Annotated in this window: 20 protein-coding genes; 11 read left to right on the forward strand and 9 right to left on the reverse strand. The window is 32.6% G+C overall.

The window, feature by feature from the left end; all coding sequences use genetic code 11:
- Positions 1-3 precede the first annotated feature (3 nt).
- From ACVCXO_RS07215 to ACVCXO_RS07240, 6 genes are all read left to right on the forward strand, one after another.
- Positions 4-1,848 carry a tetratricopeptide repeat-containing sensor histidine kinase gene (locus tag ACVCXO_RS07215; protein WP_452228920.1) on the forward strand — a complete coding sequence of 615 codons (1,845 nt, stop codon included), beginning with the start codon at positions 4-6 and terminating at the stop codon, positions 1,846-1,848.
- Positions 1,849-1,919: 71 nt separating this feature from the next.
- Positions 1,920-2,543, forward strand: coding sequence for a response regulator transcription factor (locus tag ACVCXO_RS07220; RefSeq protein WP_452228921.1), 624 nt, complete (start codon positions 1,920-1,922; stop codon positions 2,541-2,543).
- A gap of 157 nt (positions 2,544-2,700) precedes the next feature.
- Positions 2,701-4,968: a T9SS type A sorting domain-containing protein gene (locus ACVCXO_RS07225; protein WP_452228922.1), complete on the forward strand. Its 2,268-nt coding sequence runs from the start codon at positions 2,701-2,703 to the stop codon at positions 4,966-4,968.
- Between the two features lie 127 nt (positions 4,969-5,095).
- Positions 5,096-6,211: a hypothetical protein gene (locus ACVCXO_RS07230; protein WP_452228923.1), complete on the forward strand. Its 1,116-nt coding sequence runs from the start codon at positions 5,096-5,098 to the stop codon at positions 6,209-6,211.
- 2 nt (positions 6,212-6,213) lie between these two features.
- Positions 6,214-9,180, forward strand: a complete 2,967-nt coding sequence (locus tag ACVCXO_RS07235; protein ID WP_452228924.1) for a T9SS type A sorting domain-containing protein — start codon at positions 6,214-6,216, stop codon at positions 9,178-9,180.
- A gap of 269 nt (positions 9,181-9,449) precedes the next feature.
- Positions 9,450-10,487, forward strand: coding sequence for an SRPBCC family protein (locus tag ACVCXO_RS07240; protein ID WP_452228925.1), 1,038 nt, complete (start codon positions 9,450-9,452; stop codon positions 10,485-10,487).
- Positions 10,488-10,566: 79 nt separating this feature from the next.
- On the opposite strand, the gene ACVCXO_RS07245 is transcribed toward ACVCXO_RS07240, so the two are convergent.
- The gene (locus ACVCXO_RS07245) at positions 10,567-12,633 is read right to left on the reverse strand and encodes a hypothetical protein (protein ID WP_452228926.1); all 2,067 of its coding nucleotides are present in this window, start codon (positions 12,631-12,633) and stop codon (positions 10,567-10,569) included.
- Positions 12,634-12,816: 183 nt separating this feature from the next.
- On the opposite strand from ACVCXO_RS07245, the gene crcB reads away from it, so the two are divergent.
- On the forward strand, positions 12,817-13,182 hold the full coding sequence (gene crcB, locus ACVCXO_RS07250; RefSeq protein ID WP_452228927.1) for a fluoride efflux transporter CrcB: 366 nt from the start codon (positions 12,817-12,819) through the stop codon (positions 13,180-13,182).
- A 180-nt stretch (positions 13,183-13,362) separates the two neighbouring features.
- Here the strand turns inward: crcB and ACVCXO_RS07255 are convergent, their stop codons facing one another.
- Positions 13,363-13,962, reverse strand: coding sequence for a DUF1684 domain-containing protein (locus tag ACVCXO_RS07255; protein ID WP_452228928.1), 600 nt, complete (start codon positions 13,960-13,962; stop codon positions 13,363-13,365).
- Between the two features lie 278 nt (positions 13,963-14,240).
- Here ACVCXO_RS07255 and ACVCXO_RS07260 point away from each other — a divergent pair, with 278 nt between their 5' ends.
- On the forward strand, positions 14,241-15,452 hold the full coding sequence (locus tag ACVCXO_RS07260; protein ID WP_452228929.1) for an MDR family MFS transporter: 1,212 nt from the start codon (positions 14,241-14,243) through the stop codon (positions 15,450-15,452).
- A 44-nt stretch (positions 15,453-15,496) separates the two neighbouring features.
- On the opposite strand, the gene ACVCXO_RS07265 is transcribed toward ACVCXO_RS07260, so the two are convergent.
- Entirely contained in the window at positions 15,497-15,937 is a 441-nt protein-coding gene (locus tag ACVCXO_RS07265; RefSeq protein WP_452228930.1) for an Lrp/AsnC family transcriptional regulator, read from the reverse strand.
- 118 nt (positions 15,938-16,055) lie between these two features.
- Here ACVCXO_RS07265 and ACVCXO_RS07270 point away from each other — a divergent pair, with 118 nt between their 5' ends.
- Positions 16,056-16,451 (forward strand): hypothetical protein, encoded by a 396-nt coding sequence (locus ACVCXO_RS07270; RefSeq protein ID WP_452228991.1) that lies wholly within the window; start codon positions 16,056-16,058, stop codon positions 16,449-16,451.
- Here the strand turns inward: ACVCXO_RS07270 and ACVCXO_RS07275 are convergent, their stop codons facing one another.
- The 6 genes from ACVCXO_RS07275 to ACVCXO_RS07300 form a co-directional block, all read right to left on the reverse strand.
- Positions 16,452-17,066 carry a DEAD/DEAH box helicase gene (locus ACVCXO_RS07275; RefSeq protein WP_452228931.1) on the reverse strand — a complete coding sequence of 205 codons (615 nt, stop codon included), beginning with the start codon at positions 17,064-17,066 and terminating at the stop codon, positions 16,452-16,454.
- 63 nt (positions 17,067-17,129) lie between these two features.
- Positions 17,130-17,669 carry a sigma-70 family RNA polymerase sigma factor gene (locus ACVCXO_RS07280; protein WP_452228932.1) on the reverse strand — a complete coding sequence of 180 codons (540 nt, stop codon included), beginning with the start codon at positions 17,667-17,669 and terminating at the stop codon, positions 17,130-17,132.
- A gap of 247 nt (positions 17,670-17,916) precedes the next feature.
- Entirely contained in the window at positions 17,917-18,381 is a 465-nt protein-coding gene (locus ACVCXO_RS07285; RefSeq protein WP_452228933.1) for an RES family NAD+ phosphorylase, read from the reverse strand.
- Between the two features lie 10 nt (positions 18,382-18,391).
- Complete coding sequence (gene parS / locus ACVCXO_RS07290) at positions 18,392-18,895, reverse strand: type II RES/Xre toxin-antitoxin system antitoxin (RefSeq protein ID WP_452228934.1); 504 nt, start codon at positions 18,893-18,895, stop codon at positions 18,392-18,394.
- A 155-nt stretch (positions 18,896-19,050) separates the two neighbouring features.
- Positions 19,051-19,524, reverse strand: a complete 474-nt coding sequence (locus tag ACVCXO_RS07295) for an OsmC family protein (RefSeq protein WP_452228935.1) — start codon at positions 19,522-19,524, stop codon at positions 19,051-19,053.
- A gap of 147 nt (positions 19,525-19,671) precedes the next feature.
- Positions 19,672-23,085 (reverse strand): methylmalonyl-CoA mutase family protein, encoded by a 3,414-nt coding sequence (locus tag ACVCXO_RS07300; protein ID WP_452228936.1) that lies wholly within the window; start codon positions 23,083-23,085, stop codon positions 19,672-19,674.
- Between the two features lie 289 nt (positions 23,086-23,374).
- Here ACVCXO_RS07300 and purU point away from each other — a divergent pair, with 289 nt between their 5' ends.
- Together purU and ACVCXO_RS07310 are read left to right on the forward strand one after the other, a co-directional pair.
- Entirely contained in the window at positions 23,375-24,229 is an 855-nt protein-coding gene (gene purU / locus ACVCXO_RS07305; protein ID WP_452228937.1) for a formyltetrahydrofolate deformylase, read from the forward strand.
- A gap of 230 nt (positions 24,230-24,459) precedes the next feature.
- Complete coding sequence (locus tag ACVCXO_RS07310) at positions 24,460-25,164, forward strand: DUF4197 domain-containing protein (protein WP_452228938.1); 705 nt, start codon at positions 24,460-24,462, stop codon at positions 25,162-25,164.
- Positions 25,165-25,299: the final 135 nt, after the last annotated feature.

Genomic DNA, 25,299 nt, shown 5'->3' on the forward strand with positions numbered 1-25,299 from the left:
TTCATGAGAGCTTCATTTATAAAATTAGTCTGTATTTTTTGTTGTTCTACTATTTGCTTAGCACAAAAGGATTCTGCCTATTTTTATTTTGATGCTACCACGCCTATTGCGTTACTAGAGTCCAAACTTAAAAATTCTAAAAATACCACAGATGCTACATTCTATAAATTAATATACCATAGTCGTTTAAGAGATAGTGATTCTATGTTTTTTTATATAAATCTGCTAGAAAAGAATAAAAAACTTACCAAATTTCAACAATGCAGAGTCTTATATTTTGAGGGGTTTTATAATAAAATAACGAGTAACGATTCTTTATTTTTTAAAAAAAGTTATCAAACACTTCAATTAGCAAAAAAAACTCAAGATACTTTAACCACGTTGTCTAGCCTTTCAGCGCTTAGCCAGACTTATGACTATAATAATGACAACTATTATAATCTAGAATATTTAAATGATTTAGAACAAAAAGCAAAAGAGTATAATAATACTACGTATAAAATAATTCATCGTTTTTTATTAGCGACGTACTATTATTATAGAGATGAAAATAATGAAGCACTACGTAATTATAAAATGCTTTTAGGCTATAACTACAAAAAAAGAGATAGTGCTTATTTACTTTATACCTATAATAATTTAGGGGCATTGTTTGAAGACAATTTATTACAATCGGATTCTGCCATATATTATTTTAATAAGAAAATAGACTTCTTTAAAAAATCACCAAGTCATGCATCAAAAGAAAGTTATTTTAACACGTATTTTAATATTGGTGTTTCGTACGAAAGATTAAATAAACTGGATGAAGCTGAAAAATTTTATTTGAAAGCGGATAGTGTATCTACTCGAGAAAACATCCTTAAGAATAGTAAAAAAATCAATGAAAATCTATCGGATTTATTTGCCAAACAGAAAAAGTACCATAACGCATATAATAGTCTAAAATTATCACTTGAACTTTCGGATAGCTTAAATACCAAAGATCATAAAGAAGCTATCGCCAATATTAAAGAACAATACGATAACCAAAAACTACGTGCAGACAACCTAGAAAGCGAAGTAAAAAGAAAACAAAATCAAAACCTGCTTATTGCATCTTTATTCCTCCTAGTTTTTGGTGGGTTTTCTGCATTCTTAATTCAGAAAAACACCAAACGCAAACAACTACTTGCCGAACAAGAAAAAGAGCTGCAAACACAAAAATTAGCAACGGTACTTAAAGAACAAGAACTTACAAGTATTGACGCTATGATTGCTGGTCAAGAAAAAGAAAGACAACGGATTGCTAATGATTTACATGATGATCTTGGTGGACTCATGGCTACCGTAAAACTGCATTTTAACTCCTTAAAAGAAAATAACTCCACAGAAATATTTGACAAAACAAATTCGTTATTAGACGAAGCATATACCAAAATACGAAATATAGCACATGCAAAAAATTCTGGCGTTATTGCTAAACAAGGACTTCTAAAAGCGGTTAAAGAAATGGCTAACAAAGTTTCGGGAGCTAATAAAACACAAATAGAAGTAATAGATCACGGACTAGAAAACCGTTTAGAAAACAGTTTAGAGCTAACTATTTTTAGAATCATACAAGAACTTGTTGCCAACACTATAAAACATGCAAAAGCCACACACGTAACCATTCACCTTACTAACCATGATAATAGTTTAAACATTATGGTAGAAGATAATGGCGTTGGTTTTGACACAAAAACCATTTTTAAAAAAGGAATGGGAATTCATAGTATAGATAAGCGCATAGAACATCTAGAAGGTAGCATGACCATAGAATCTGAAATTCATCAAGGCACAACAATAATAATAGATTTACCGATATGAGAAGATCCTATATTTTAGATGGTTATCTATAAATTAGAGGAGTTTGATTTTTGAATTAAAAATAGAAAATAATGATACGATTAGCCATAGCAGAAGATCATCAATCCTTAATTGATGGATTACAACTACTCTTAAAATACGAAGAAGACATTTCTATAATTGGTACTGCAAATGATGGCGAACAGCTACTTAAAATAGTAAGATTAAAACAGCCAAACGTTATTATTACAGATATAAGAATGCCAAAATTAGATGGAATTGCCGCTACAAAAGTGATAATGAAAGAGTTTCCAACTACAAAAGTATTAGCGTTTTCTATGTTTGATCAATTGGATGCTATAAAGCAAATGCTAGATGCCGGAGCCAAAGGTTATATCTTAAAAAACTCTTCGCTAACCGAAGTCTTACAAGCAATTAAAACAGTATATAAAGGAGAAACGTACTTCGATAAAAACATAGATACCAATGCGCTTGGCACCGATAAAAACAATTCTAAAAAAGGACTTTTAACCAAAAGACAAATTGAAATACTAGAACTTGTTGCACAAGGTAAAACCTCACGAGAGATTGCCGAACAATTATTTATTGGTATTCATACGGTAGATACACACCGAAAAAATATGATCCGTATTCTTGGTCTTCAAGGTAAAGGGGAATTGATGCGTTATGCATTAGAGAAAAAGTATAAATTCTAGTACATTTAAAATACCCATTACTAGGTATTTTTTTCATGATATGTTTCTCCTAGTTTTGTTATAATCCTTTAAAAGGAACTAAGATTTTAAAAACATTCTTTTGCTAACAATCAGATTATCACTATCTTATAGTCGCTATTAATTAATAAAAAATATCATGAAACAACTCTTACTTTATTTTACACTTACTGTTTTAACAATTCAAAGTACTTTTTCTCAAGTACCTGCAAACGATCTTATTCAAAATGCTACATTGGTAGATCAATCTCCTCACGTAGAAAGAAACGTAAGAATAGACCAAGCAAGTGTTGGAGATGGCGGACAAAACGGCTGTGAACTTGGTGTTAATTACCAACAAATATATTATAAGTTTACTGCAACTAATACAAACATAATTTCTATAACAATAGAAGACTCACGTGAAGGTTATACTTTGGGTAATGCTTTTGCTATTGTTTATTCTGCTTCAGATTTAAATGCCACCAGTGACAGCCAACTAACAAATATTTCTCCATGCACTTATGCTGGTGAAACAACCTTTACTCCTACAGTTGGAACTAATTATTATGTTATCATACACAGAACCAATGGAGAATCAAACTATACATCCATAACTATAGACATCCCGCAAGCGGTAACTCCAAGTGAAAAAACAGCACTTCAAGATTTATATAATAACACAAATGGTGCAACTTGGACAAATCAAAACAACTGGAATACTACAAATCCAGAATCTTCATGGCATGGCGTTACAGTGAAAAATGGTCATGTTTCTAAACTTTTATTAAATGCAAATAATTTAAACGGAACTATTCCAGCTTCCATTTTAAATTTACCATACTTAGAAGAAATAAATTTTAGCAATAATGGAATAAGCGGAACTTTCCCAGATATAGGAACAATAACAACAATCAATTCCGTAAATATTTCTAATAATGACTTTTCATTTTCAGATTTAGAAACCAATTACGCAAGTAATAACACTATAGCCTCCTTTATATATCAAACACAAAACAAAAGAGATACTGAAGATTCTTTTGATGGTATAACAGGAAACAGTTACACATTAACCATGAACCCAATAAGCGGTACAAATGTACAATACCAATGGTATAAAAAACGTTTCAACTATTTTAATGCAAGTGATGATGCAATACCAGGAGCAACCGGTAATACTTATTCTATAACCAATTTACAAGACCAAAATTTTGATGTGTATTTTTGTAGAGCAACCAGCGCCAGTGTTCCTTATTTAGTAATTGAGCGAAATAGTATCGAAATTAAAGGCGAAGTATCGCAATTACAAAAAGATGCTTTAATTGCTATTTATATTTCTACTAACGGAGGTAGCTGGAATGACAACACCAATTGGTTAAGTGCAGAACCTGTTTCAGATTGGTATGGTGTAACCGTTACTGGTAATAAAGTTTCGAAACTAGAATTTTCAAATAATAATTTAACAGGAACATTACCTCCAGAAATTGGTGATTTAACTGGTTTAGAGTATTTATCTTTTTATTCTGGAAATAGCATTAATGGAACATTACCTCCAGAAGTTGGAAACTTAACCGAGTTACGCGTTTTAAGCTTTGAATACAATAATTTCACAGGACCCATTCCTGCCTCTTACGCTAACCTAACGGAGTTAAGAGGTTTTTGGTTTAATAACAACCAGCTTTCGGGTGAGGTGCCAGATTTTATAGCAACCAATTATCCTAATATGGTGTATTTTGATATTAGCTATAATAATTTTCAAGGTATATTACCAGATTTCACTGCATTACAATACTTAAAATATATAAATATTAATAACAACCATTTTTATGCTTCCGATTTCTCCGATCAATTTAATGATTACATCACACAAGCGAATTGGAATAGTAGCTGGTATTACTCCCCACAAACCACTTTAGATACTCCTGGAAGCCAAAATCTAAACACAGGTAATGACATCACCTTATCTGTTAGTGAAACAGCAGGGAGGTTTTCTAGTAGAACTTCTAGTTCCCCAGTATTTCAATGGTATAAAGACAACCTTATTATTTCTGGAGCAGATACAAATCCGTACATAATTACAAATGCACAACCTTCCGATTCTGGAAGCTACCATTGTGTAATAACCGATAATGATATTCCTAATTTTGAAATTATTAGAGCACCTATACTTGTAGATGTAGCTTTAAGTATTAATGAAAACGAATTAAAAAAGGTACAGATATATCCTATTCCTACAAAATCTATGCTTTACATTTCAAGTAATCGCATTGTGAATTTTATTGAAATTTTCGATCTATTAGGAAAAAAAATTAAGCATATAGAGAAACCTTCCAATAAAATAGATCTTTCTAATTTTTCTCCTGGTGTATATATTTTAAAATTACAAACAGAAAACAAAACCGTTTCAAAACGAATCATTAAAAATTAATTAAATTATTAGCTCTAAAACATAACGCTTACTAATTCTTGTTTTCAAAAATCCCCACTATTGGGGATTTTTTTGTGTTAAGTCCTTTTCTACATTAGGACTCTATTAATCAACAAAAACTTAAGTCATGAAAACATGTACAAAAACATTCAAAAACGCCTTAATCTTATGCTTTACACTTGTTTCTACAAGTTTATTAGCACAAACCATTATCACTATTGATAATAATTCTGGTTCTACAACCACACACCAAACTATTCAAGCTGCACATGATGCTGCTTCAGCTGGAGACATTATTTATGTACAGCCTTCTGGCACATCATATGGTGCTGTTACCATAGATAAAGAATTAACTATAGTTGGTAGATCACATAGTGAACCTAGTAAAGTTTCGCAATTAGCATCAGTTATCATTCGCTCTTCCGCAGTAACGCTTAAAGGTTTAAAAATAGCTTCGTTGAATCCACAAGGTTCTGGCGCACCAATCGCACCTCCTTTTATTGGTTTAGATATTGACGAGTGCTATGTAACTAATCTAACCCTTGGTGAAGGTAATGCTGCCCCAATAGTGGTTATAGACGATATTAAAATAAGAGGTAGTCTTTTAACAGGAAATAATTACATATATGAAGATGCTACCAATGTACTTTTTTCTAATAATATTTTCACTTACAGTAGTCCTCTAAGTATTTATAACACAACAAGTCTTGTTGTTGCCAATAATATTTTTAAGTTTACTTCTAGTTTAAGCCTTACTAACAGCAATGTAAGCGGGACAGCCATATTATATAACAATATGTTTATTTCTAATTATGGTGCAGAAGCAAACGTTTATTTTAATACTGGAGATTTTAACCTATCTAACAACCTTACCTATAATTATGCTGACACTTTCAATATTATATTTACAAATGGTAGTGGAGGAACATATTTAGATTCTAATACATTAACAGATATAAATCCTCTGTTTACAAACATTGATAATTCTGTAAATGGCAGTCTTGCAGGTTCTGGATCTTATAACCCAGCCTCCCGTTTAGAAGAAGATCTAACCTTACAATCAGGATCCCCTGCACTTATTGGTGGAGGTGGTGGTTCTGAAATGGGCTTACATAACAATGGCTTTTTATATAACATGCTTGGTAACCCAAAAGGCATACCAACACTAGACGTAATTAGTTATGATGGTGCTGTACCTAAAAACGGCAATATTAATGTAACTATTAACGCAAAAGCGCATTAATTATGAAAGCGCAACACAAAAACATGCGCTTGCCAATTAATTATCTATTAGGATGTATACTATTATTCTTTTTTAGTTTTGCCACAGTAACCTCGCAAAACATACAACAATTAGAATATTATTTTGGTACAGATCCTGGATTAGGTAATGGTACTTTGGTAACTGCAAACGCAAATACAGGCGAACTTACACAAGCTTTAAATTTATCAATAACTGGTTTAAATGAAGGCTTTCATAAGCTAACCGTTAGAGCTCAAGATAATTTGGGTACTTGGGGATTATACCAAGATGTTACTTTTTATATTTCAGAAGAAATTAATACAAGTGATCCTATTTCTAATTTAGCAGGAGCAGAATATTGGTTTAATACAGATCCTGGACAAGGAAATGGAAATCCGTTAACCATTTCTGGAAGTCCAAGTGATACTACTCAGAATTTTGCTATTCCTTTAGAAACTTTAGATACTGGTTTTCATACTATTGGAATACGAACTCAAAATCTAGATGGAACATGGAGTTTATACGACAAGAAAGTATTTTATGTTTCGGAAGAAATTGCAGGAGGTGATCCTGTTTCTAACATTGCAGGAGCAGAATATTGGTTTAATGCCGATCCCGGACAAGGAAACGGAAATCCGCTTACCATATCCGGAAGTCCTAGTGATACTTCACAAAACTTTGTAATTCCTTTAGGAACACTAGATGTTGGATTTCATACCATAGGTTTACGAACACAAAATCTGGATGGAACATGGAGTTTGTACGATAAGAAAATATTTTATGTTTCGGAAGAAATTGACGGAAGCGATCCTGTTTCTAACATTGCAGGAGCAGAATATTGGTTTGATGCAGATCCCGGACAAGGAAATGGCAATCCTTTGACTATTTCTGGTAGTCCGAATGAAACATCGCAAAACTTTGTAATTCCTTTAGGAATACTGGATGCTGGTTTTCATAAATTAGGATTACGAACTCAAAATCTAGATGGAACTTGGGGTATATACGAAAAGAAAATATTTTATGTATTTAAAGCCGAAGACAATCAACCACCTGCTGCTTTAGCGGAAGCTGAATTTTTATACGATGCCGAATTAGGCTTTGGTACAGGAACTGCCGCTGCTTTAACACCTACCGGAAACACAGATGAATATCTCGTAGAAATCCCGACAAATCTAGTTACCTGCGATTTACATGATATTTGGTTAAGCGTAAAAAATGCAGATGGTAATTATTCGCTGTACAAAATTACATTAGATGTAGATGTTTATGACGACTTACCTCCTACCATAGTCGTATTTCCAAATATCATTGCAGAACTAGATGCAAATGGTCAAGTTTCTATAGACATCGATGATGTGAACAATGGTACTTTTGATGATTGCGAATTAGTTTCGGTGGTATTAAACCAAACCCAATTTGATTATACTTGTGTAAATCTTGGCGCAAATACGGTAACTATTACTGCTACAGATGCCGAAAACAAAGTAAGTACACAAGATGTAACCATAACTGTTATAGATTCTATTGATCCTGTTGCTGTTACCCAAAATATTACGGTGCAATTAGATGCTAATGGAGATGCTAGTATTACCGCTTCGGAAATAGAAAATGGTTCTATAGATAATTGTACTATTGCCACAACCACTTTAGATATTACAAGTTTCAATTGTGCCAATCTAGGCGCGAATACAGTTACGTTTACCGTAGAAGATACTTCTGGTAACAGCAACAATACTTCAGCTATTGTAACCGTGGAAGATGCAATAAATCCTTCAGCAAGCATTCAAAATATTACAGTGCAGTTGGATGCTAATGGTACTGCTACTATTTCACCAAATATGGTGAATAATAATTCTACAGATAACTGTACTATCGCTAATTCTAGTTTAGATATTACTGCTTTTACTTGTGATGATATTGGAGATAACACCGTTACATTAACCGTTACAGACCAAAGTAACAATACCGATACCGAAACTGCTATAGTTATGGTTGAAGATGCTATGAGTCCTTCAGTTATTACCCAAAATATAACTGTTCAGTTAGACGCTAATGGTACTGCGAGTATTTTAGAATCAGAAATAGAAAATGGTTCTACAGATAATTGCACCATAGCAAGTAGCAGTTTAGACATAACTAGCTTTTATTGTACAGATCTTGGAGCGAATACAGTCACGCTTTCTGTTACAGATCAAAGTAATAATACAGGAACAGCAACTGCAATCATAATGGTTGAAGATGCAATAAATCCTTCAGCAAGCACCCAAAATATTACGGTACAATTAGATGCTAATGGGAATGCTAGTATTACTCCAAATATGGTAGATAATAATTCCATAGATAATTGTTCTATTGCAAGTTATAGTTTAGATATTACCTCTTTTACTTGTGATGATATTGGAGATAACACCGTTACTTTAACAGTTACTGACGCGAGTAATAATAGCGATACCGAAACGGCAGTTGTCACTGTCGTAGACACCTTAAATCCGACTGTAAGTGGTCAAGATATCACAGTCGATTTAGAAGGAAATCCCTCTATAACTATAACCGTAGATGATGTGGATGATGGCTCTTCAGACAATTGTACTTTTTCTTTAAGTATAGATATAGATACTTTTACAATGCCTGGAGATTATCCTGTAGCATTAACAATTACAGATAATTTTGGTAATGCAACGGCCGTAACAATTACGGTAACAGTTCTTGACTCTTCTTTAGGTATTGAAGAAGAAAGTCTAACAAAAAATCAAATTAAGGTTTTTCCAGTTCCAACGGAAGGCTTTATAAATATTTCTACAAATATGCAAATAGATGAAATGGTAATATTTGATTTAAATGGTAAAAAAATCATGCAAAATCAAGGAGCTGTTTCTAAAATGGATGTTTCCAAAATAGAAGTTGGTATGTATTTAATCCGATTTAAAGTAGAAGACAAATATTACACTAAACGTATCATTAAAAACTAATTAGAATAGCACGTGTTTTTTAGGGAAAATTAATACTCCTTCTAATTAATAAAATCCCCTTTATTGGGGATTTTATTCCTTCCAATAATTCCATAAATTAAAAAAAACAAATACTTTTAAAATGTTTCAAATAATATCAATACTTTTTATTCTGCTTATTTTCAATTTCATTTTACTAAAATTTAGCATTAATAAATAGCTGTTAATCAGCACCTTTTAAAACTGAAAAATATTTGATTATATTTGGTACTATATCAAATAAACAAATAATGAAAACTTTTAAATACGTTCTCTTTTTACTACTGATTTTAATTGTCGGTTTTTCAGTTTATGTAGCTGTACAACCAAATAGTTATGATGTAAAACGAACCAAATTAATTAAAGCTCCAGTAGCTATGGTTTTCCACCAAATTAACGACTTTAAAAACTGGGAAAATTGGGGGCCGTGGAAAGCAGAAGATCCTGACATGACCATTACCTATCCTGAAAAAACCGCTGGAATTGGAGGGAACTATTCCTGGGAAGGTACAGAAGGACCGGGCTATATGGAAACAGTAGCCGTAACACCAAATAAATCTATAGATCAAAAAATATCTTTTGCCGGCATGGAACCCAATGATGTGTATTGGATTTTTAATGAAGTTGAAAATGGCACAGAAGTAACTTGGGGAATGAAACATGACAAAATGAACTTTATGTTTAAAGCGTTTGCTGTAGCGCAAGGAGGAATGGAAAAAAACCTAGGAATTATGTTTAATAAAGGACTTAATAAACTAGATAATATAGTAACCGAAGAATTTAAAAAAATACCGAAAGTTGATTATAGATTAGATGACGTTGTTGAAGTCGCTATTCCTGCTCAAAAATTTATAGGGTATAAACAGAATACTACTACCGATTTGTCTCCAGAAGAAATGACCAATCTATTTACCGAATTCATGCCAAAAGCTGGTGCTTATGCCATGCGTAAATTAACTTCCGAAGATTTTATTCCTGGTACCTATTACACCAAATGGGACGAAGAAACTAAAGAAGCAGAATTCTATATTGGTTTATTATTAAAAAAAGAATTAGCTCCGGCACAAGGAATGACTTCTTTTAATGTGCCAGAAGGAAATGCAGTTAAAATTGCAAAATATGGTAATTATGGTTCTGGTGATTATGAAGCACACACTGCCATTGGAAAATATATGCAGGACAATAAATTAGAAATGAACGGAACCTCTGTTTGGGAACTTTATGTTAATGATCCTACAACGGTAAAACCAGAAGATATTCAAACAGATATTTACTATCCTATAAAATAATTCATTCATCCTATTAATTTAAAATAGAAAAGCAGCTCAATTTGAGCTGCTTTTCTATTTTAAATTAATTTTCTGGTTGTTAAACCACGTCCTTTAGACAAACAATTTTTCTAATATGTATTGCTGGATATATTCTTTGACTGTCAAGAATTACGCGATGTTTTGCAGTTAAAGTTATTTCCCCACAGTTTTTAGTACTAGAAGTAGCAACAGTAAAGGGCTCGTCACTTATTGATGCTGTTCCACTTGCTACAGTAAAACTAGAAGCATCTGTTAAACTAGTATGTAAATGGAACTCTTCTAAATGCGTTTCTTCCACAGAAAAACTTCCCGAAATAGGACTTCCTTTTACAAAATGAGAACATTCACCATAATTAATGATATCCAAAGTTAAACCTGGAATCGTGTTATCCATTTGAATTACTTGGCTATCTGGAGTAGAACCATCTAAATGCTCTAATGTAATTCTTAACAAATCATTATTTCCTGGGTAGAACCTTGCAACAATATTATTTTCATTGTTAGTGGCATCCCCATAATAGGTATATTCATTAGCTGCGTTCGCTATAGATTCTGAATTATCATCTAATTTAAATGATTTGTTTAGATAATTACTTTCTCCCGTAGTAAGATTATCTATTCTAATTTTATATTTCTGCCCAGCAAATGCATTTGTTTTGGCTTCTACCATTATTAATCTAGCAAAAGCACAATTATCATAAGGCACTGGAGTATCATAATAATCAAAGAAAATTCCTGGTTTTGTTAAACCATCATTACCAATATCTTCCACTCTAACACCACCAATAACGGTTAGTTTTGGACCAATACCATGCCATGCATCCCTAGGTTTTAATTGAATGTAAGACTCTACAATATTTCCCCAATTAGAGCAATTCCTATCTGTTGGTGGCACATTCCATGACAATACAGCCCGTACTTTTAGAACATTTGGTGTATTACAATTTCTTTTTAAATCTTGAAAATTATAAGGTAAAACTACCGAATAAAACAAGCCTTCACTTGGCATATCATCAATGTCATATACAGCAACAGAAGAGGTTCCCGCGTGAACCCATTCACAATTTTCTTCGGTTTGCACCCAGAAAGACACGTACTCTTTACTTCCGCTACTACAAAGACTTCCGCTATAACCCGAAGATTTTTTCACTTTAACCGTTCCTACTAAAGCTTCTCTATTATAATCTGCTCCAACACAAACTAACTCTTCGTAGTTTGTATTACAATTAAGAGTATTTAAATGAATTAAACTGTCAGATAATGAGATATTGTTCATTTCGAATAAATTTGAAATATCACTAACATTGTTTGTAAACGCAGTATTTTGAATCTTATCCAACAACTTATAACCAAACCGGTATGGTTCAATTTTATCTTTTGCATATAAATTTACAAGAGCATTAAATGGTAAGTCTTTAGGAATAATAGTGTGTTTTGCTTTTTGTAATGCTGAAATGTGTTCCGGCTTATCAAAGGCAATCGTATTTAAGGACAAATTTGGATTTAAGATTGCAGCATGTAACAATTCATCAATCTCTAAAACTGGAAAGTTTGGAATAAAAAATTGTAATGGTGCTATTTGAATTCTAGCATCTTTTTTATCACTCCAAACATAAGTTCCTTTTGTTAAGTTTGGATCGTTTGGCTCTGGAATTGTATTCCAAGCAAGAACAGCTCTTACTAATGGTAAGTTTGGTATTGTACAATATTTCTTTTTCGGATTAATATTCAACCTAACCACATAGCTCATTGGCTTTTCATTTTCTCCTTGACAATCTTTTTTTGTTGGAATGTCATGCACATTTAAACCTACAACTCCCATATCTTCCCAACCAGCACCATCTTGATAGTCTAAATAAAATCGCACATATTCATGTGATCCATTAGCACATAAATCCCCAGAATATCCTGTTGCTCTTTTAATATTTACAGTTGCTGTTAATTGCTTCTTTACCGCGTTATAACCAACACAACCTAAAGATTCAAAAGTGGTATTTAGCTGTTGTTTAAAAGCACTTAGCGGTGTTTTTAGTTTTAATTTTGAAAGCGTTTTACTTCCAGAGGTTAAATAAGGTCTAAATTCTTGTCTTGCAACCAATAGTTGCTTTTCGCTTAATTTTTCCATGATTTTTTAATTTAAGATATACCTACTCTATTCTTAGGCTTTTCGGATTACGCCTTTAGGCTAAACCAGTGTATTAAGGAGAATGAATTAACGGAATTCAAATTTTAATAATCAAAAACTAAAAAGGTTAACATGTTTTAAAAATTAATTCTATCGTAATCTATTAGGTAGTATATTTGTTAAATGAAGAATTTATTACTCGTATTTGTTGGTGGCGGTTTTGGTAGTGTATTACGTTATATTATTGGAAAGTATTTAAATAATACAGAAAACGGAATTCCGTACGGAACTTTTTTAGCAAACATTTTAGGTAGTTTACTAATTGGCTTAATTCTAGGATATGCAATTAAAAATAATAGTTTATCTTCTAACCAAACCGTATTATTAGCTACAGGATTTTGTGGTGGTTTTACAACTTTTTCAACCTTTGCTTATGAAAATCATCTGTTTTTAAAATCTGGAGATTTCACTAGTTTCGCTATTTATACCATTGCTAGTTTTGTTTTAGGATTTTTAGCTGTTTTTTCAGGAATGTATTTAGCGAAGTAAAACGGGATTGAAGTTGGAAGACGGAAGATTATAGATTTAAGATGAGCACTGATTACTGAACACTAAAACCACACCAACTCCTCTCTTTAGCTAAAGAGAGGTGATTCCGTTTTAACGGAATCGGAGAGTTTGACCTAAAATGCGAAGCCATTTTCACCTACTGCCACGCAATACTTAAAACTACTTCACAAAAGCCTTCACTCCTGCTTCTATACTTTCATCTACATAATTATTTCTAGGTACAATTGGACAAGAAAACTTTTCATTATACGCGCAAAACGGATTGTATGCCTGATTAAAATCAAGCGTTAAAGTATCTCCTTCCGGAATTCGCAAATCAATATATCGTCCGCCACCATAGGTAGTATCGCCATTCGTATTATCTATAAACGGAAGAAATAAATAATCCTCAAAACCTTTTTTTTGCATTAAATCTTGTCCTTGATAAATATCCAAACGATAGTTTTTTCCGTTTAGTTGAAAAGATAAAACCCCATAAACACGTTCTTTAGAAACACGATCTGTAGTTGTTTTCATTTTAAACCATTCCGAATCTGGTGTTCTTTCCAATGTGGCAGTTACCACAAACTTAGCATCAAACTTAAAAAAGTCTAATGTTCTAAAAGCCTTTCTGTCTTTACTTTTTAAAGGCGATTTAGAAGCGTCTTTGAAATCGGCATTCTGTTCTCGTTGCCAATCGGTATCTCCTAATAAAGGCTGTTTTTCTTGAGCACAACTTAAAGCGGATATAAATATAAATAGATAGAATAAATTTTTCATGGTATTATTTTTCGGCTTAAAAATACAACTTCTAATTATTTTGTTTAGCTTTGAATCATCAAATTATAAATAAAATGAATTTAGTCATTACTAATTATAAGCAATATACCTCTTGTAGAAATGCAGGCTGGGCTACTTATATATTATGATGATATAAATATCAATTAATACAATATTAAAAGTCCAACTTCGTAGTTGGACTTTTTTATTTTAGGTCTAATAACGAAGTACCCTTTTTGCTAATGAAATAAACCAAGAAACCATTAAAACCAACCAATATGAAAAAACTATTCCATAACTACATAAATACTTTTAGAGGTCTCTCTACAGAAGTTTGGTGGCTCGCACTGATTACTTTAATTAATAGAGCAGGAACCATGGTTATTCCTTTTCTATCCTTATATCTTATAGAAGATTTACACTTTACGTATAAAGATGTAGGATGGATTATGTCTGCTTTTGGTTTAGGTTCTGTCGCTGGATCTTGGTTGGGAGGAAAATTAACAGACAAAATTGGTTATTATAAAGTAATGGTTAGAAGTTTATTGCTCACAGGAATACTATTTGTAGCGCTTCAGTTTTTAAATACTTTTGCCTCTTTATGTGTTGGTATTTTTCTAGTCATGCTAGTTGCAGATATGTTTAGACCTGCAATGTTTGTTGCTTTAAGCGCATATAGTAAACCAGAAAATAAAACTAGAAGTGTAACGTTAATTCGTCTTGCCATAAACTTAGGTTTCTCTGCAGGACCAGCTGTTGGCGGACTTATTATAACAAAAATGAATTATAGTGGTTTATTTTGGGTAGATGGTATTACTTGTATTTTAGCAACAATAGTACTTATTCTTGTATTAAACCCTAAAAAAGCTAAAGTACTGGATAATATTATTGTAGAAAATCCAGATTCTGCATATAATGACAAACCTTTCTTAATTTTTCTAGTAGCTATGTTTTTGTTTGGTTTTATTTTTCTACAATACTTTTCTACCATGCCAATTTATTACAGAGAAACGCACATGCTTACCGAATTGCAAATAGGCTTGCTTTTAGGTGCAAACGGCTTTTTTATTTTTCTACTAGAAATGCCTTTAATTAAATGGCTCGAGAACTCGAAATATACGAAATCTGGTTTAATGCTTTTTGGTGTAACATTAACTGCGTTAAGCTTTTTGGTTTTAAATCTAACCACTTGGTCTGGAATATTAATTATTGGAATGTTCTTAATGACCGTTGGCGAAATGATTGCTTTTCCGTTTTCAAATGCCTTTGCAATGCAACGTGCTAAAAAAGGAAATCAAGGAGAATACATGGCCTTATATTCTATAGCATTTTCTATAGCACATATTTTTGGACATAACGCAGGAATGCGATCTGTGGATGGATTTGGTTTTAATAAAACCTGGTATATTATGGCTGCACTAGGAAGTGTTTGTGCTTTTTTATTCCTGTTTTTAAAGATCTACATGAAGAATAAAAATAGTGCGCAATAAAATAAAACAAGCTATTAATAAGATTTATATACTACTTCCCGAATTTAAATCTTATTAATAGCATTATTCTTCACTACATGCGAAAGGATAATTTGGGTTTTGCTTTCGCCATACACAATAAGTTGGTCGATAAATGTTTCTAAATGTTTTTGATTTTTTAAAATCACTTCCATTACAATATTTTCATCGCCTGTAATTCTGTAGCAATTAATAACCTCATCAAAGGTTTTTACTTTTTCAAGAAACGGCTTTAGTTTTCCCATAAAAGCACGCAAAGTAATAAGTGCTTTTAGCTGATAACCAACCTCAAAAGGAGAAATTAAGGTGATATGATTTTGAATAATCCCCAAATCTTCCATCTTCTTAATACGCTCGGAAACTGCTGGAGAAGTGATACCAACTTGCCTACCAATTGCCGCATTAGATTGTCGCGAATTTTCCTGCAAACACTTCAAAATATTCCAGTTAAGATTATCTAAGCTCATTTTTAAAGTATTAGGTCAAAACATTTTAATTTCTAAAGCAAATATACATCTTTACTTTAAAAACGAAAGTATTTAATACTTTCTTGTGACTAAATTTGATGGTAATCGAAAAAATATCATGTTAGCGCATATTCCATCACATCTTTCAGACTTACCTATATACAAGCAGGCCTTGCATATTTTTCTGTTGTCTAGAAGTATATCTACGTATCTAAATCAAGATTTAGCATACTTAAAAGAAGATGGTTCTGAAGATGCAAATATTTATTTTTCTGGGGATATTGTGAGACATTCTCTTTCTCTTGCTCCAGAAATTATTAATGCCGAAATGGAACGCTTTTCCGATAAAAAGCACAAACATATTGCTTCTGTAAGACAACTTACCAATAGACTATATAGCCATTGTAAGCGCTTAGAAAAATGCAATAGTAATGGTAAGGAGTATATTCCTATTTTAAGAAGAGAACTTAAAGTTTTTAAAAAACTACAAAATAGCTGGATGCTTACTTTGTAATTATTTTGCCGATACTATTTGCGAATTATACATAATAGTATCCTTCAGTTGCTCAAATTTTGGATGCATTTTTTCTGCTAAAAGCACATATTGACATTTTGCTAAACTTTCTGTAACACGCAAAACATCGTTATGGTAATTGTTTCGTATTAAAAATTCTGCATCATCTAAAGCTAATATTTTAAGTTGCCCTAAATGCAAACTATTCATAAAATACAGCTTATTTAAACGTTTTGGTGTTGCTACTAAAACATCTACACCATAATAAATTTCCTCGCGCTGTTGATCTAAAGTTTGCTCATCATAAGCTGCATAGACTCTTAAATCCATATACCTCATATACTTCTCAAACTCCTCTTTTAAATCTAATGCTGCTTGCTTGTCTTTTACAATAACCAATGCTCTAGGAGAGTCTTCAAAAGCTTCTGCTTTTAACTTATGAATGATGGCAATGATTAAAGCTGTCGTTTTACCTGAACCTTTTGGTGCTAATCCATATACATTTGCTCCCCCTTTTATCTTTGGTAATATTTCTTTCTGAAAAGGTAAAGGCGCTTCATAATTTAAGGTTTCTAAAGCTTCTTTTAGTACTGGGTTTAATTTTTTAAAGGACATGCTAAGTAAATTTGTAAGTTGTAAAGCGTAGTAACTCGCCTTAATTTTGCACAAAGGTACGTATTAATGACACATTTTGCAGTCTGCTTTCTCTTTGATTTCTCCAACTAAATAACCTTCTTCATTTATTACAAAGTCACAACAGTCTACAAACCCTTGCGCTATCATTTTACGAGCCCGTTGTATTTGTGACTTCACCGTAGATAATGGCACATGTAGTTGTTCGGCTATTTGCGCTTGTTTTAGTCCTTTTATGTCACTTAAAAACAAGGGATCTCTATACTTTTTAGGTAAGCTTTTAATAATACCTTGCAAACAATCTGCTTCTGTATGTTCTAACTTTTGTTCTTCAAAAATAAAATCTTCTTCTGTGGTTTCATATACTAATTTTTTATTTCTAAAGTAATCTAAAACCGTATGTCTGGCTATTGTAAACAACCAAGACTTCATCTTTTCTTCGTTTTTTAATGTATTTAGCTTTGTGTGTACTTTTATAAAGGTTTCCTGTACTAAATCTTCAGCAATAACGGCATCCTTCACTTTACTTAAAATAAAGAATTTAATATCGTCTGCATGCAATTGCCAAATGTCTTGAGTTTTCATAAGGATATTCTATAAATAACGCTAATCACAGTATAAATTTACTACAATTAGCGTTGTTAATTTCTTCTATTAGTAATAGCTTAACAGTTGCAATTCGTACATGTGCAATTAGCGCAAGTACAATTTTGACAATTTCCTTTGGAGCAACTATCACAGTTGCAAGTACATTCTGTGTTTTTCATGACCTCTATTTTTTAAGTTCATATAGTAGACGAGACAATTTATAAAAAGATGCATGTTTCAACCATTATTTTTTCTGAAAAACCCTAGAGTCGACATCTAAAACTCCTGTTTTTATAATTTTAACTTCTTTAATCAGCGGATGCCTTGGGTTTACCAAAATATTTTTGCTCATTGGTAAAATGGCAGAAGGAACTTCTATTGCTAGACTTTTATTCGCTTTAAGCCAATCTGTCCCATATTGCATAGAATAATTAGAAGGCGGATTTTCACGCCAACTTTCTTCTAGTTCGATTTCTTTTTGCTTCGGAGAAATTAGAAGGTCCGGAATTTCCGCTTCTAAATAACCAAAATCGTTGGTTAAAAATTTAAAATCTATATGCACTAAAATTTCTAAAACAGCCAAGGATAAGCTTTCGGAAAAATAAACCATGGGATACCCTTTTTTATTCCATCTTCCACCATATAATCGTGCTCCTTCTCCAGATACATCTTCTAGATATTGCTTTTTTGCTATTCTGTAAATTTTCAAAAGAATGGTTTTAAGAATAAACACCAAATTCAATACGACCAAGCGTATCTTTAATTAGACTAGTACCAAAACTGGTATCTAGAAAATTTATAGGTTTTTGGTAGTTTAAAACCCGTATTTCACTGTGTAACCATGAAGTAAATGCTTCTAGAGTACCAAGCACTTCGATACCTCTAGAAATCACTTCTGCTATCTCTAAAATTTGTTCTGTAGGATATACATTTAATAACTCTTCATCACTTTTTCGTTGGATGGTACGATGGGAAACATGAATTAATGCACTCATTTTTTCCATAGAAATACCAAGTAGACTGCTTATAGTATGTACTACAGATTTCGGTAAACCTTTACGAGTAATCTCTATGAGATCAAAATCATTAGAAATGGTTTGCCCAACCTGTAAACTACCACCTAAAACACTAATGATTCTATCATATTTGTTTTGCAAATTATAAAAGGCCTCTGGCTCGTTTGCCAAATCTTTTATTGCATTTTCAAGTTTGTAATTTCTCATAACTATGACATTTTACACAAATATACGTATTTTTGTCGTGATTTAATGTTTTTTACTATTTTAACACAACCTAAAGCAAACAAATACAAAGCTTTGCGTTTTTATATTTTTGAAATCCTAAACTAAATTTTGTTTAACAAACTCCAAAAACAACACTACTTTACTTGTATCGTTGCGCGATGAGAGATTGGAAAATTACAGGAATTAGCAATAAAACATAACGCATTTGCTTGCTCATGAAGGCTTTCTGCCTTTTCCACCATTTCCTGTTTACTAACTACAACTACAGGATTTAATTGCATGGAAACAAACTGTCCTTTTCCTTTATTATCCACTTCTAAAACACCTTCTGCTTGATCTTCATAAGCAACTACTTCTATTCCGTTTTGCGAACACACATAAAAATAAGACATCATATGGCAAGAAGAAACAGCACTTAACAGCATATCTTCTGGATTATAAAGTGCATCATCTCCTCTAAAAATTTTTGCAGAAGACACTTTTAAAGGTTCTGATTTTCCTTTTATACTTACTGTGTGATTTCTATTGTAGCTTCTAGCATCTAATGTACTTTCTCCTTTACTAGAAGACCATTGCGTTTTGGCCTTGAAAATATGTTTAAATGCCATGTTCTTTGTTTTTTTATTTAAACGAATAAACCACTTTTCAAAAAACATGAAAAGTGGTTTGTTCTATTTTTTTTTTAGAGATCCCGAAACGAGTTCGGGATAAGTGATTCGCACGCTTTTCATGAAAAATGAAAAGCGGCTCTCTACTTACATGTTACGTCTATATTGTCCGCCTACTTCAAACAACGACTCCGTAATCTCTCCTAAACTACATACTTTACAAACATCCATCAAGGCTTCAAAGATATTCTCATTGTTAATCGCTTTATGTTGTAAATCTTTTAACAATGCTTCTGTATCATTTGCTTTATGAAGGCTTTCTAAAGTTTTAATTTGAAATTGCTTCTCTTCTTCCGTTGCACGAATAACTTCTTTAGGAATAACGGTTGGAGATCCTTTAGAACTCAAGAAGGTATTTACACCTATAATTGGGAACTTCCCGTTATGTTTTAATGTTTCGTAATATAAACTCTCTTCTTGAATTTTAGAACGTTGGTACATAGTTTCCATAGCACCTAAAACACCACCTCTTTCTGTAATTCTATCAAATTCTAACAACACAGCTTCTTCTACTAAATCGGTTAATTCTTCAATAATGAAAGATCCTTGAATTGGATTTTCATTTTTAGCTAAACCTAATTCTTTATTAATAATTAGTTGAATTGCCATGGCACGTCTAACCGATTCTTCCGTTGGTGTTGTAATCGCTTCATCATACGCATTGGTATGTAACGAGTTACAGTTATCATAAATAGCATACAATGCTTGAAGCGTGGTACGAATATCATTAAAGTCAATTTCCTGCGCGTGTAAGCTTCGTCCGGAAGTTTGAATATGGTATTTCAACATTTGCGCTCTTGCATTTGCACCATATTTATGCTTCATTGCTTTCGCCCAAATTTTTCTTGCTACACGACCAATTACTGCATATTCTGGATCAATTCCGTTAGAGAAAAAGAACGATAGATTTGGACCAAATTTATTGATGTCCATGCCACGACTTAAATAATATTCCACGTACGTGAAACCATTAGATAAAGTCAACGCTAATTGTGTAATTGGGTTTGCTCCTGCTTCTGCAATATGATATCCAGAAATAGAAACCGAATAAAAGTTACGCACATTATTCTCGATAAAATACTCTTGCACATCTCCCATTAAACGCAATGCGAATTCGGTAGAGAAAATACAAGTATTTTGCGCTTGATCTTCTTTTAAAATATCTGCTTGAACGGTTCCTCTAACCTGAGCAATCGTATTCTTTTTAATCTCGGCATACACATCTGCTGGTAATACTTGATCTCCGGTAACACCTAATAGCATCAACCCTAAACCATTATTTCCTTCTGGTAACTCGCCATTATAAAAAGGACGCGTTTTATCTTTATAAATTTTAGCAATTTTAGCTTCCACTTCTTTTTCAAGACCATTCTCTTTAATATAAAACTCACATTGTTGATCAATGGCAGCATTCATAAAAAAGCCTAGTAACATTGGAGCAGGACCGTTAATAGTCATACTTACAGAGGTCATTACATTTGCTAAATCGAAACCAGAATACAGTTTTTTAGCATCATCTAAGCAGCAAATAGAAACTCCTGCATTACCAATTTTACCGTAAATATCCGGACGCAAATCTGGATCGTTTCCGTAAAGCGTCACACTATCAAAAGCGGTAGACAAACGTTTTGCTGGCAAACCTGCACTTACATAATGAAAACGTGTATTCGTTCTTTCTGGTCCACCTTCCCCTGCAAACATACGTGCTGGATCTTCTCCTGTACGTTTAAAAGGATATAACCCGGAAGTATATGGGAATTCTCCTGGTACGTTTTCTTGCAAACTCCATTTTAATAAATCTCCCCAAGCTTGATACTTTGGAAGCGCTATTCTTGGAATTTGTAAATGCGATAATGACTCGGTATGCGTTTCTATTTTAATTTCTTTATCTCTTACTTTGAAGCTATAAATCGGGTTTTTATATTTGTTTACTTTTTCGTCCCAACCGGTAATTACTTCCCAGTTGTACGGATCTAAGTTTAGTTTTACTCTATCAAATTCGCCAACTAATAATCTAACAAAATCTTTATTGTCTTCCGTAGAAGTAATCGATTCTGAAGCAATTCCTGCTTTATCTAAAACTGGTGTGGCATCTAAAACAGATTCTAATGTTTTATAAATTCCGTATAATTTCTGAGCAACTTCCTCTTGTGTTCTTGCTGTTTTATCATACGCACGATTACTCTCTGCAATTTCAGATAAGTAACGCGTTCTAGAAGGAGGAATAACGAAAATCTTCTCGCTCATCTCGTCAGAAATATGGAACGTCGATTTTAAATCGGAAGCTGTTTTTTCTACCAACTTATCCATAATCGCTTTGTACAGCGTATTCATCCCCGGATCATTAAATTGCGAAGCGATGGTACCATAAACAGGTAAATCATCTTGATGCACATCCCAAAGATTATTATTACGCATATATTGTTTTTTCACATCGCGTAACGCATCTAAAGAACCACGTTTATCAAATTTATTGATGGCAACTAAATCGGCAAAATCCAACATGTCGATTTTCTCCAATTGCGTTGCAGCACCAAATTCTGGAGTCATTACATATAATGCAACATCGGAATGCTCCATGATCTCGGTATCTGATTGTCCGATTCCTGAAGTTTCTAAAATAATCAAATCATATTCCGCAGCTTTTAAAACTTGTACTGCTTCATTTACATATTTTGACAATGCTAAATTAGATTGACGAGTAGCCAAACTTCGCATATATACTCTTGGCGAATTAATGGCATTCATTCTAATTCGATCTCCTAAAAGCGCTCCTCCTGTTTTACGTTTGGAAGGATCGACGGAAACTAAACCAACTGTTTTTTCTGGAAAATCCACTAAAAAACGACGAACCAATTCATCGACTAAAGAGGATTTTCCAGACCCTCCAGTTCCTGTAATTCCTAAAACCGGTGTTTTAGAATTCTTATTTTTTTTATGAATTTTATCTAAAGTATCTTTTGCAACTTCTGGAAAGTTTTCAGCAGAAGAAATCACTCTAGCAATTGCTCTTGCATTTTTAGATGGTAAAATATCTAATTCCCCATTTAAAACATCACCAATAGCGAAGTCAGATTGCTCTACCAAATCGTTAATCATACCTTGTAATCCCATCGCACGACCGTCATCTGGCGAGTAAATACGTGCAATACCATAATCCATTAATTCTTTAATTTCAGACGGAAGGATTACACCACCACCACCACCAAAAATCTTGATGTGTTCTGCACCTCTTTCTTTTAAAAGATCGTACATATATTTAAAATACTCGTTATGTCCACCTTGGTAAGAAGTTAAACAAATAGCATTTGCATCTTCTTGAATGGCTGTATTTACAACCTCATCTACACTTCTATCGTGACCTAAATGGATCACTTCTACTCCTGTAGATTGAATAATACGACGCATAATATTTATGGATGCATCATGACCGTCAAATAATGCTGCTGCCGTAACTATTCTTACTTTATATTTTGGTTTGTATGGTGTTGCTTGTGTCATCTTATGGTTTCTATTGCTTTTTATTTAAAAGATGTTACACGCATTTCTATCTTTCTATACTTTCAAAAAAAAGAAATGCATGTTTCATTCTTAAAATATAATCTATTTTAGGCTTGCAATTTACGGAATATTCAAAAATATCGCTCTATAATCTGTAATTATCTAAAAGTTAAAAACAAAAAGCCAACCTGAAATTTTTAGAGTAATTTAGTATAACTATTTCGTTATTAGATTTTTACTTTTACGGAAATAAAAATATAAAAAATTCTCGCTTTCGCGGAAAACAAACATGAAAAAACTAACCATACTTATAAACTGCAAGGACCAGTCTGGAATCATTGCAACTGTCACTAATTTTATTGCGAATAATAAAGGAAATATTGTTTACATAGATCAGCACGTGGATAGAGAGCAAGATATTTTCTTTATGCGTTTAGAAGGGGAATTTGAAGCAGCCTCTTTTAATACGGAAGCTTTCAAGGAAAATTTCAAGTCTAATTTGGCCGAACAATTTAAAATGAAATGGCGAATATATTCCGCAGAAAACAAACCAAAAATGGCATTATTTGTTTCTAAATATGATCATTGTTTGTATGATATTTTAGGCCGTTATAATTCTGGAGAGCTAGATGTAGATATTCCTTTTATTATAAGTAACCACAATACTTTAAAGCCTATTGCAGATAGCTTTAATATTCCGTTTTATCATATTCCGGTAACCAAAGACACCAAAGCAGAAGCCGAAGAACAGCAATTAAAACTATGTAAAGAATTTGGCATCCACTTTATTGTACTTGCTCGTTATATGCAAATAGTGTCTAGCAAAATAATTAGTCAGTATAACAATAAGGTTATAAATATTCATCATTCGTTTTTACCCGCTTTTGTTGGCGCAAAACCGTATCATTCGGCCTATAAACGAGGTGTTAAAATTATTGGAGCAACCAGTCATTATGTTACTGAGGAATTAGATGCCGGACCAATTATAGAGCAAGATGTCGCTCGTGTTTCCCACACACATGCTATTGAAGACTTAATAGCAAAAGGACGTGATTTAGAAAAAATAGTTTTAGCCAATGCTATTAAACTTCATATTAAAAGAAAGGTAATGGTATATAATAATAAAACGGTTATTTTCTCGTAGTTACTATTTGCGTGAGCGGTTGCAGTGACATCCTTTTTGTTTTTCGCAAAAAGATATAACGGAAAACGCGGTTTTTATTGACATTTTGGTTTCTAGTAAAAATCTTAAGTTACTTTACAATTAGTTTCATTAGTTATTTTGAATGCGTAATTTTAATTTCATATCAAAACAAAATTTCACTAAAAATACGCCATAAGAATAAGTATCTTTACATCCAAAAAATATAAATTATGAAAAAAATATTAGCCTTAGTTATTATTTTAAATTTTACTGCATGCGCAGAATTACAACAAGTAATAGACCAATTACCTGAAGAGGTTGGTTCTCTTTCTGAATCTGAAATTGGCTCTGGTTTGCGAGAAGCGTTAGAACTTGGTATTGACAAACAAGTAACCAAATTAACCCAGAAAGACGGTTTTTTTAAAAATGAATTGGTAAAAATAGTTCTACCTGAAGAATTACAAAAAGTAGACAAAGCACTACGTGATATTGGACTAAGTAGTTTAGCTGATGAAGGGTTAAAAGTATTAAACAGAGCTGCAGAAGACGCGGTAAGTGAAGCGACTCCTATTTTTGTTAATGCGGTTAAAGACATTACTTTTGCTGATGCAAAAAACATTCTACTTGGTAAAAATGATGCTGCGACACAATACTTAACAAGCAAAACGCAAACCGCTTTATATGCTAAATTTAATCCTGTTATTAAAAACTCTTTTAGTAAAGTTGGTGCAGATCAGGTTTGGGCGAATTTAATTAACAAGTATAACGCGATTCCTTTTACAAGTAATGTAAATCCAGACTTAACAGATTATGTTACTGGTGAAGCTTTAAATGGCGTTTATAAAATGATTGCCGTAGAAGAACAAGAAATAAGAAGTAAATCTTCTTCTAGAACTACCGATTTATTACGTAAAGTTTTTGCTTTGCAGGATTAGTCTCATCTTACATCCTTCCTAAAGAGAAGAACTTTTAGACTACTCGATTAATTAAACATAAAAAGCCTTTGAAGAAATAATTCTTGAAAGGCTTTTTATTTATTAGTTGTTTGTCGCAACGACACTTCCTTTCGT

The sequence above is a fragment of the Lacinutrix sp. MEBiC02404 genome, assembly GCF_053601575.1.

What these genes read in the sequence shown, in the direction of transcription:
- ACVCXO_RS07265 (WP_452228930.1), bottom strand. Translation starts at nt 15,937, where the DNA reads ATGAGCTTAGATAATCTTAACTGGAATATTTTGAAGTGTTTGCAGGAA.
- ACVCXO_RS07270 (WP_452228991.1), top strand. Translation starts at nt 16,056, where the DNA reads ATGTTAGCGCATATTCCATCACATCTTTCAGACTTACCTATATACAAG.
- ACVCXO_RS07275 (WP_452228931.1), bottom strand. Translation starts at nt 17,066, where the DNA reads ATGTCCTTTAAAAAATTAAACCCAGTACTAAAAGAAGCTTTAGAAACC.
- parS (WP_452228934.1), bottom strand. Translation starts at nt 18,895, where the DNA reads ATGAGAAATTACAAACTTGAAAATGCAATAAAAGATTTGGCAAACGAG.
- purU (WP_452228937.1), top strand. Translation starts at nt 23,375, where the DNA reads ATGAAAAAACTAACCATACTTATAAACTGCAAGGACCAGTCTGGAATC.
- ACVCXO_RS07240 (WP_452228925.1), top strand. Translation starts at nt 9,450, where the DNA reads ATGAAAACTTTTAAATACGTTCTCTTTTTACTACTGATTTTAATTGTC.
- ACVCXO_RS07255 (WP_452228928.1), bottom strand. Translation starts at nt 13,962, where the DNA reads ATGAAAAATTTATTCTATCTATTTATATTTATATCCGCTTTAAGTTGT.
- ACVCXO_RS07235 (WP_452228924.1), top strand. Translation starts at nt 6,214, where the DNA reads ATGAAAGCGCAACACAAAAACATGCGCTTGCCAATTAATTATCTATTA.
- ACVCXO_RS07295 (WP_452228935.1), bottom strand. Translation starts at nt 19,524, where the DNA reads ATGGCATTTAAACATATTTTCAAGGCCAAAACGCAATGGTCTTCTAGT.
- crcB (WP_452228927.1), top strand. Translation starts at nt 12,817, where the DNA reads ATGAAGAATTTATTACTCGTATTTGTTGGTGGCGGTTTTGGTAGTGTA.
- ACVCXO_RS07215 (WP_452228920.1), top strand. Translation starts at nt 4, where the DNA reads ATGAGAGCTTCATTTATAAAATTAGTCTGTATTTTTTGTTGTTCTACT.
- ACVCXO_RS07230 (WP_452228923.1), top strand. Translation starts at nt 5,096, where the DNA reads ATGAAAACATGTACAAAAACATTCAAAAACGCCTTAATCTTATGCTTT.
- ACVCXO_RS07280 (WP_452228932.1), bottom strand. Translation starts at nt 17,669, where the DNA reads ATGAAAACTCAAGACATTTGGCAATTGCATGCAGACGATATTAAATTC.
- ACVCXO_RS07220 (WP_452228921.1), top strand. Translation starts at nt 1,920, where the DNA reads ATGATACGATTAGCCATAGCAGAAGATCATCAATCCTTAATTGATGGA.
- ACVCXO_RS07245 (WP_452228926.1), bottom strand. Translation starts at nt 12,633, where the DNA reads ATGGAAAAATTAAGCGAAAAGCAACTATTGGTTGCAAGACAAGAATTT.
- ACVCXO_RS07310 (WP_452228938.1), top strand. Translation starts at nt 24,460, where the DNA reads ATGAAAAAAATATTAGCCTTAGTTATTATTTTAAATTTTACTGCATGC.
- ACVCXO_RS07300 (WP_452228936.1), bottom strand. Translation starts at nt 23,085, where the DNA reads ATGACACAAGCAACACCATACAAACCAAAATATAAAGTAAGAATAGTT.
- ACVCXO_RS07225 (WP_452228922.1), top strand. Translation starts at nt 2,701, where the DNA reads ATGAAACAACTCTTACTTTATTTTACACTTACTGTTTTAACAATTCAA.
- ACVCXO_RS07260 (WP_452228929.1), top strand. Translation starts at nt 14,241, where the DNA reads ATGAAAAAACTATTCCATAACTACATAAATACTTTTAGAGGTCTCTCT.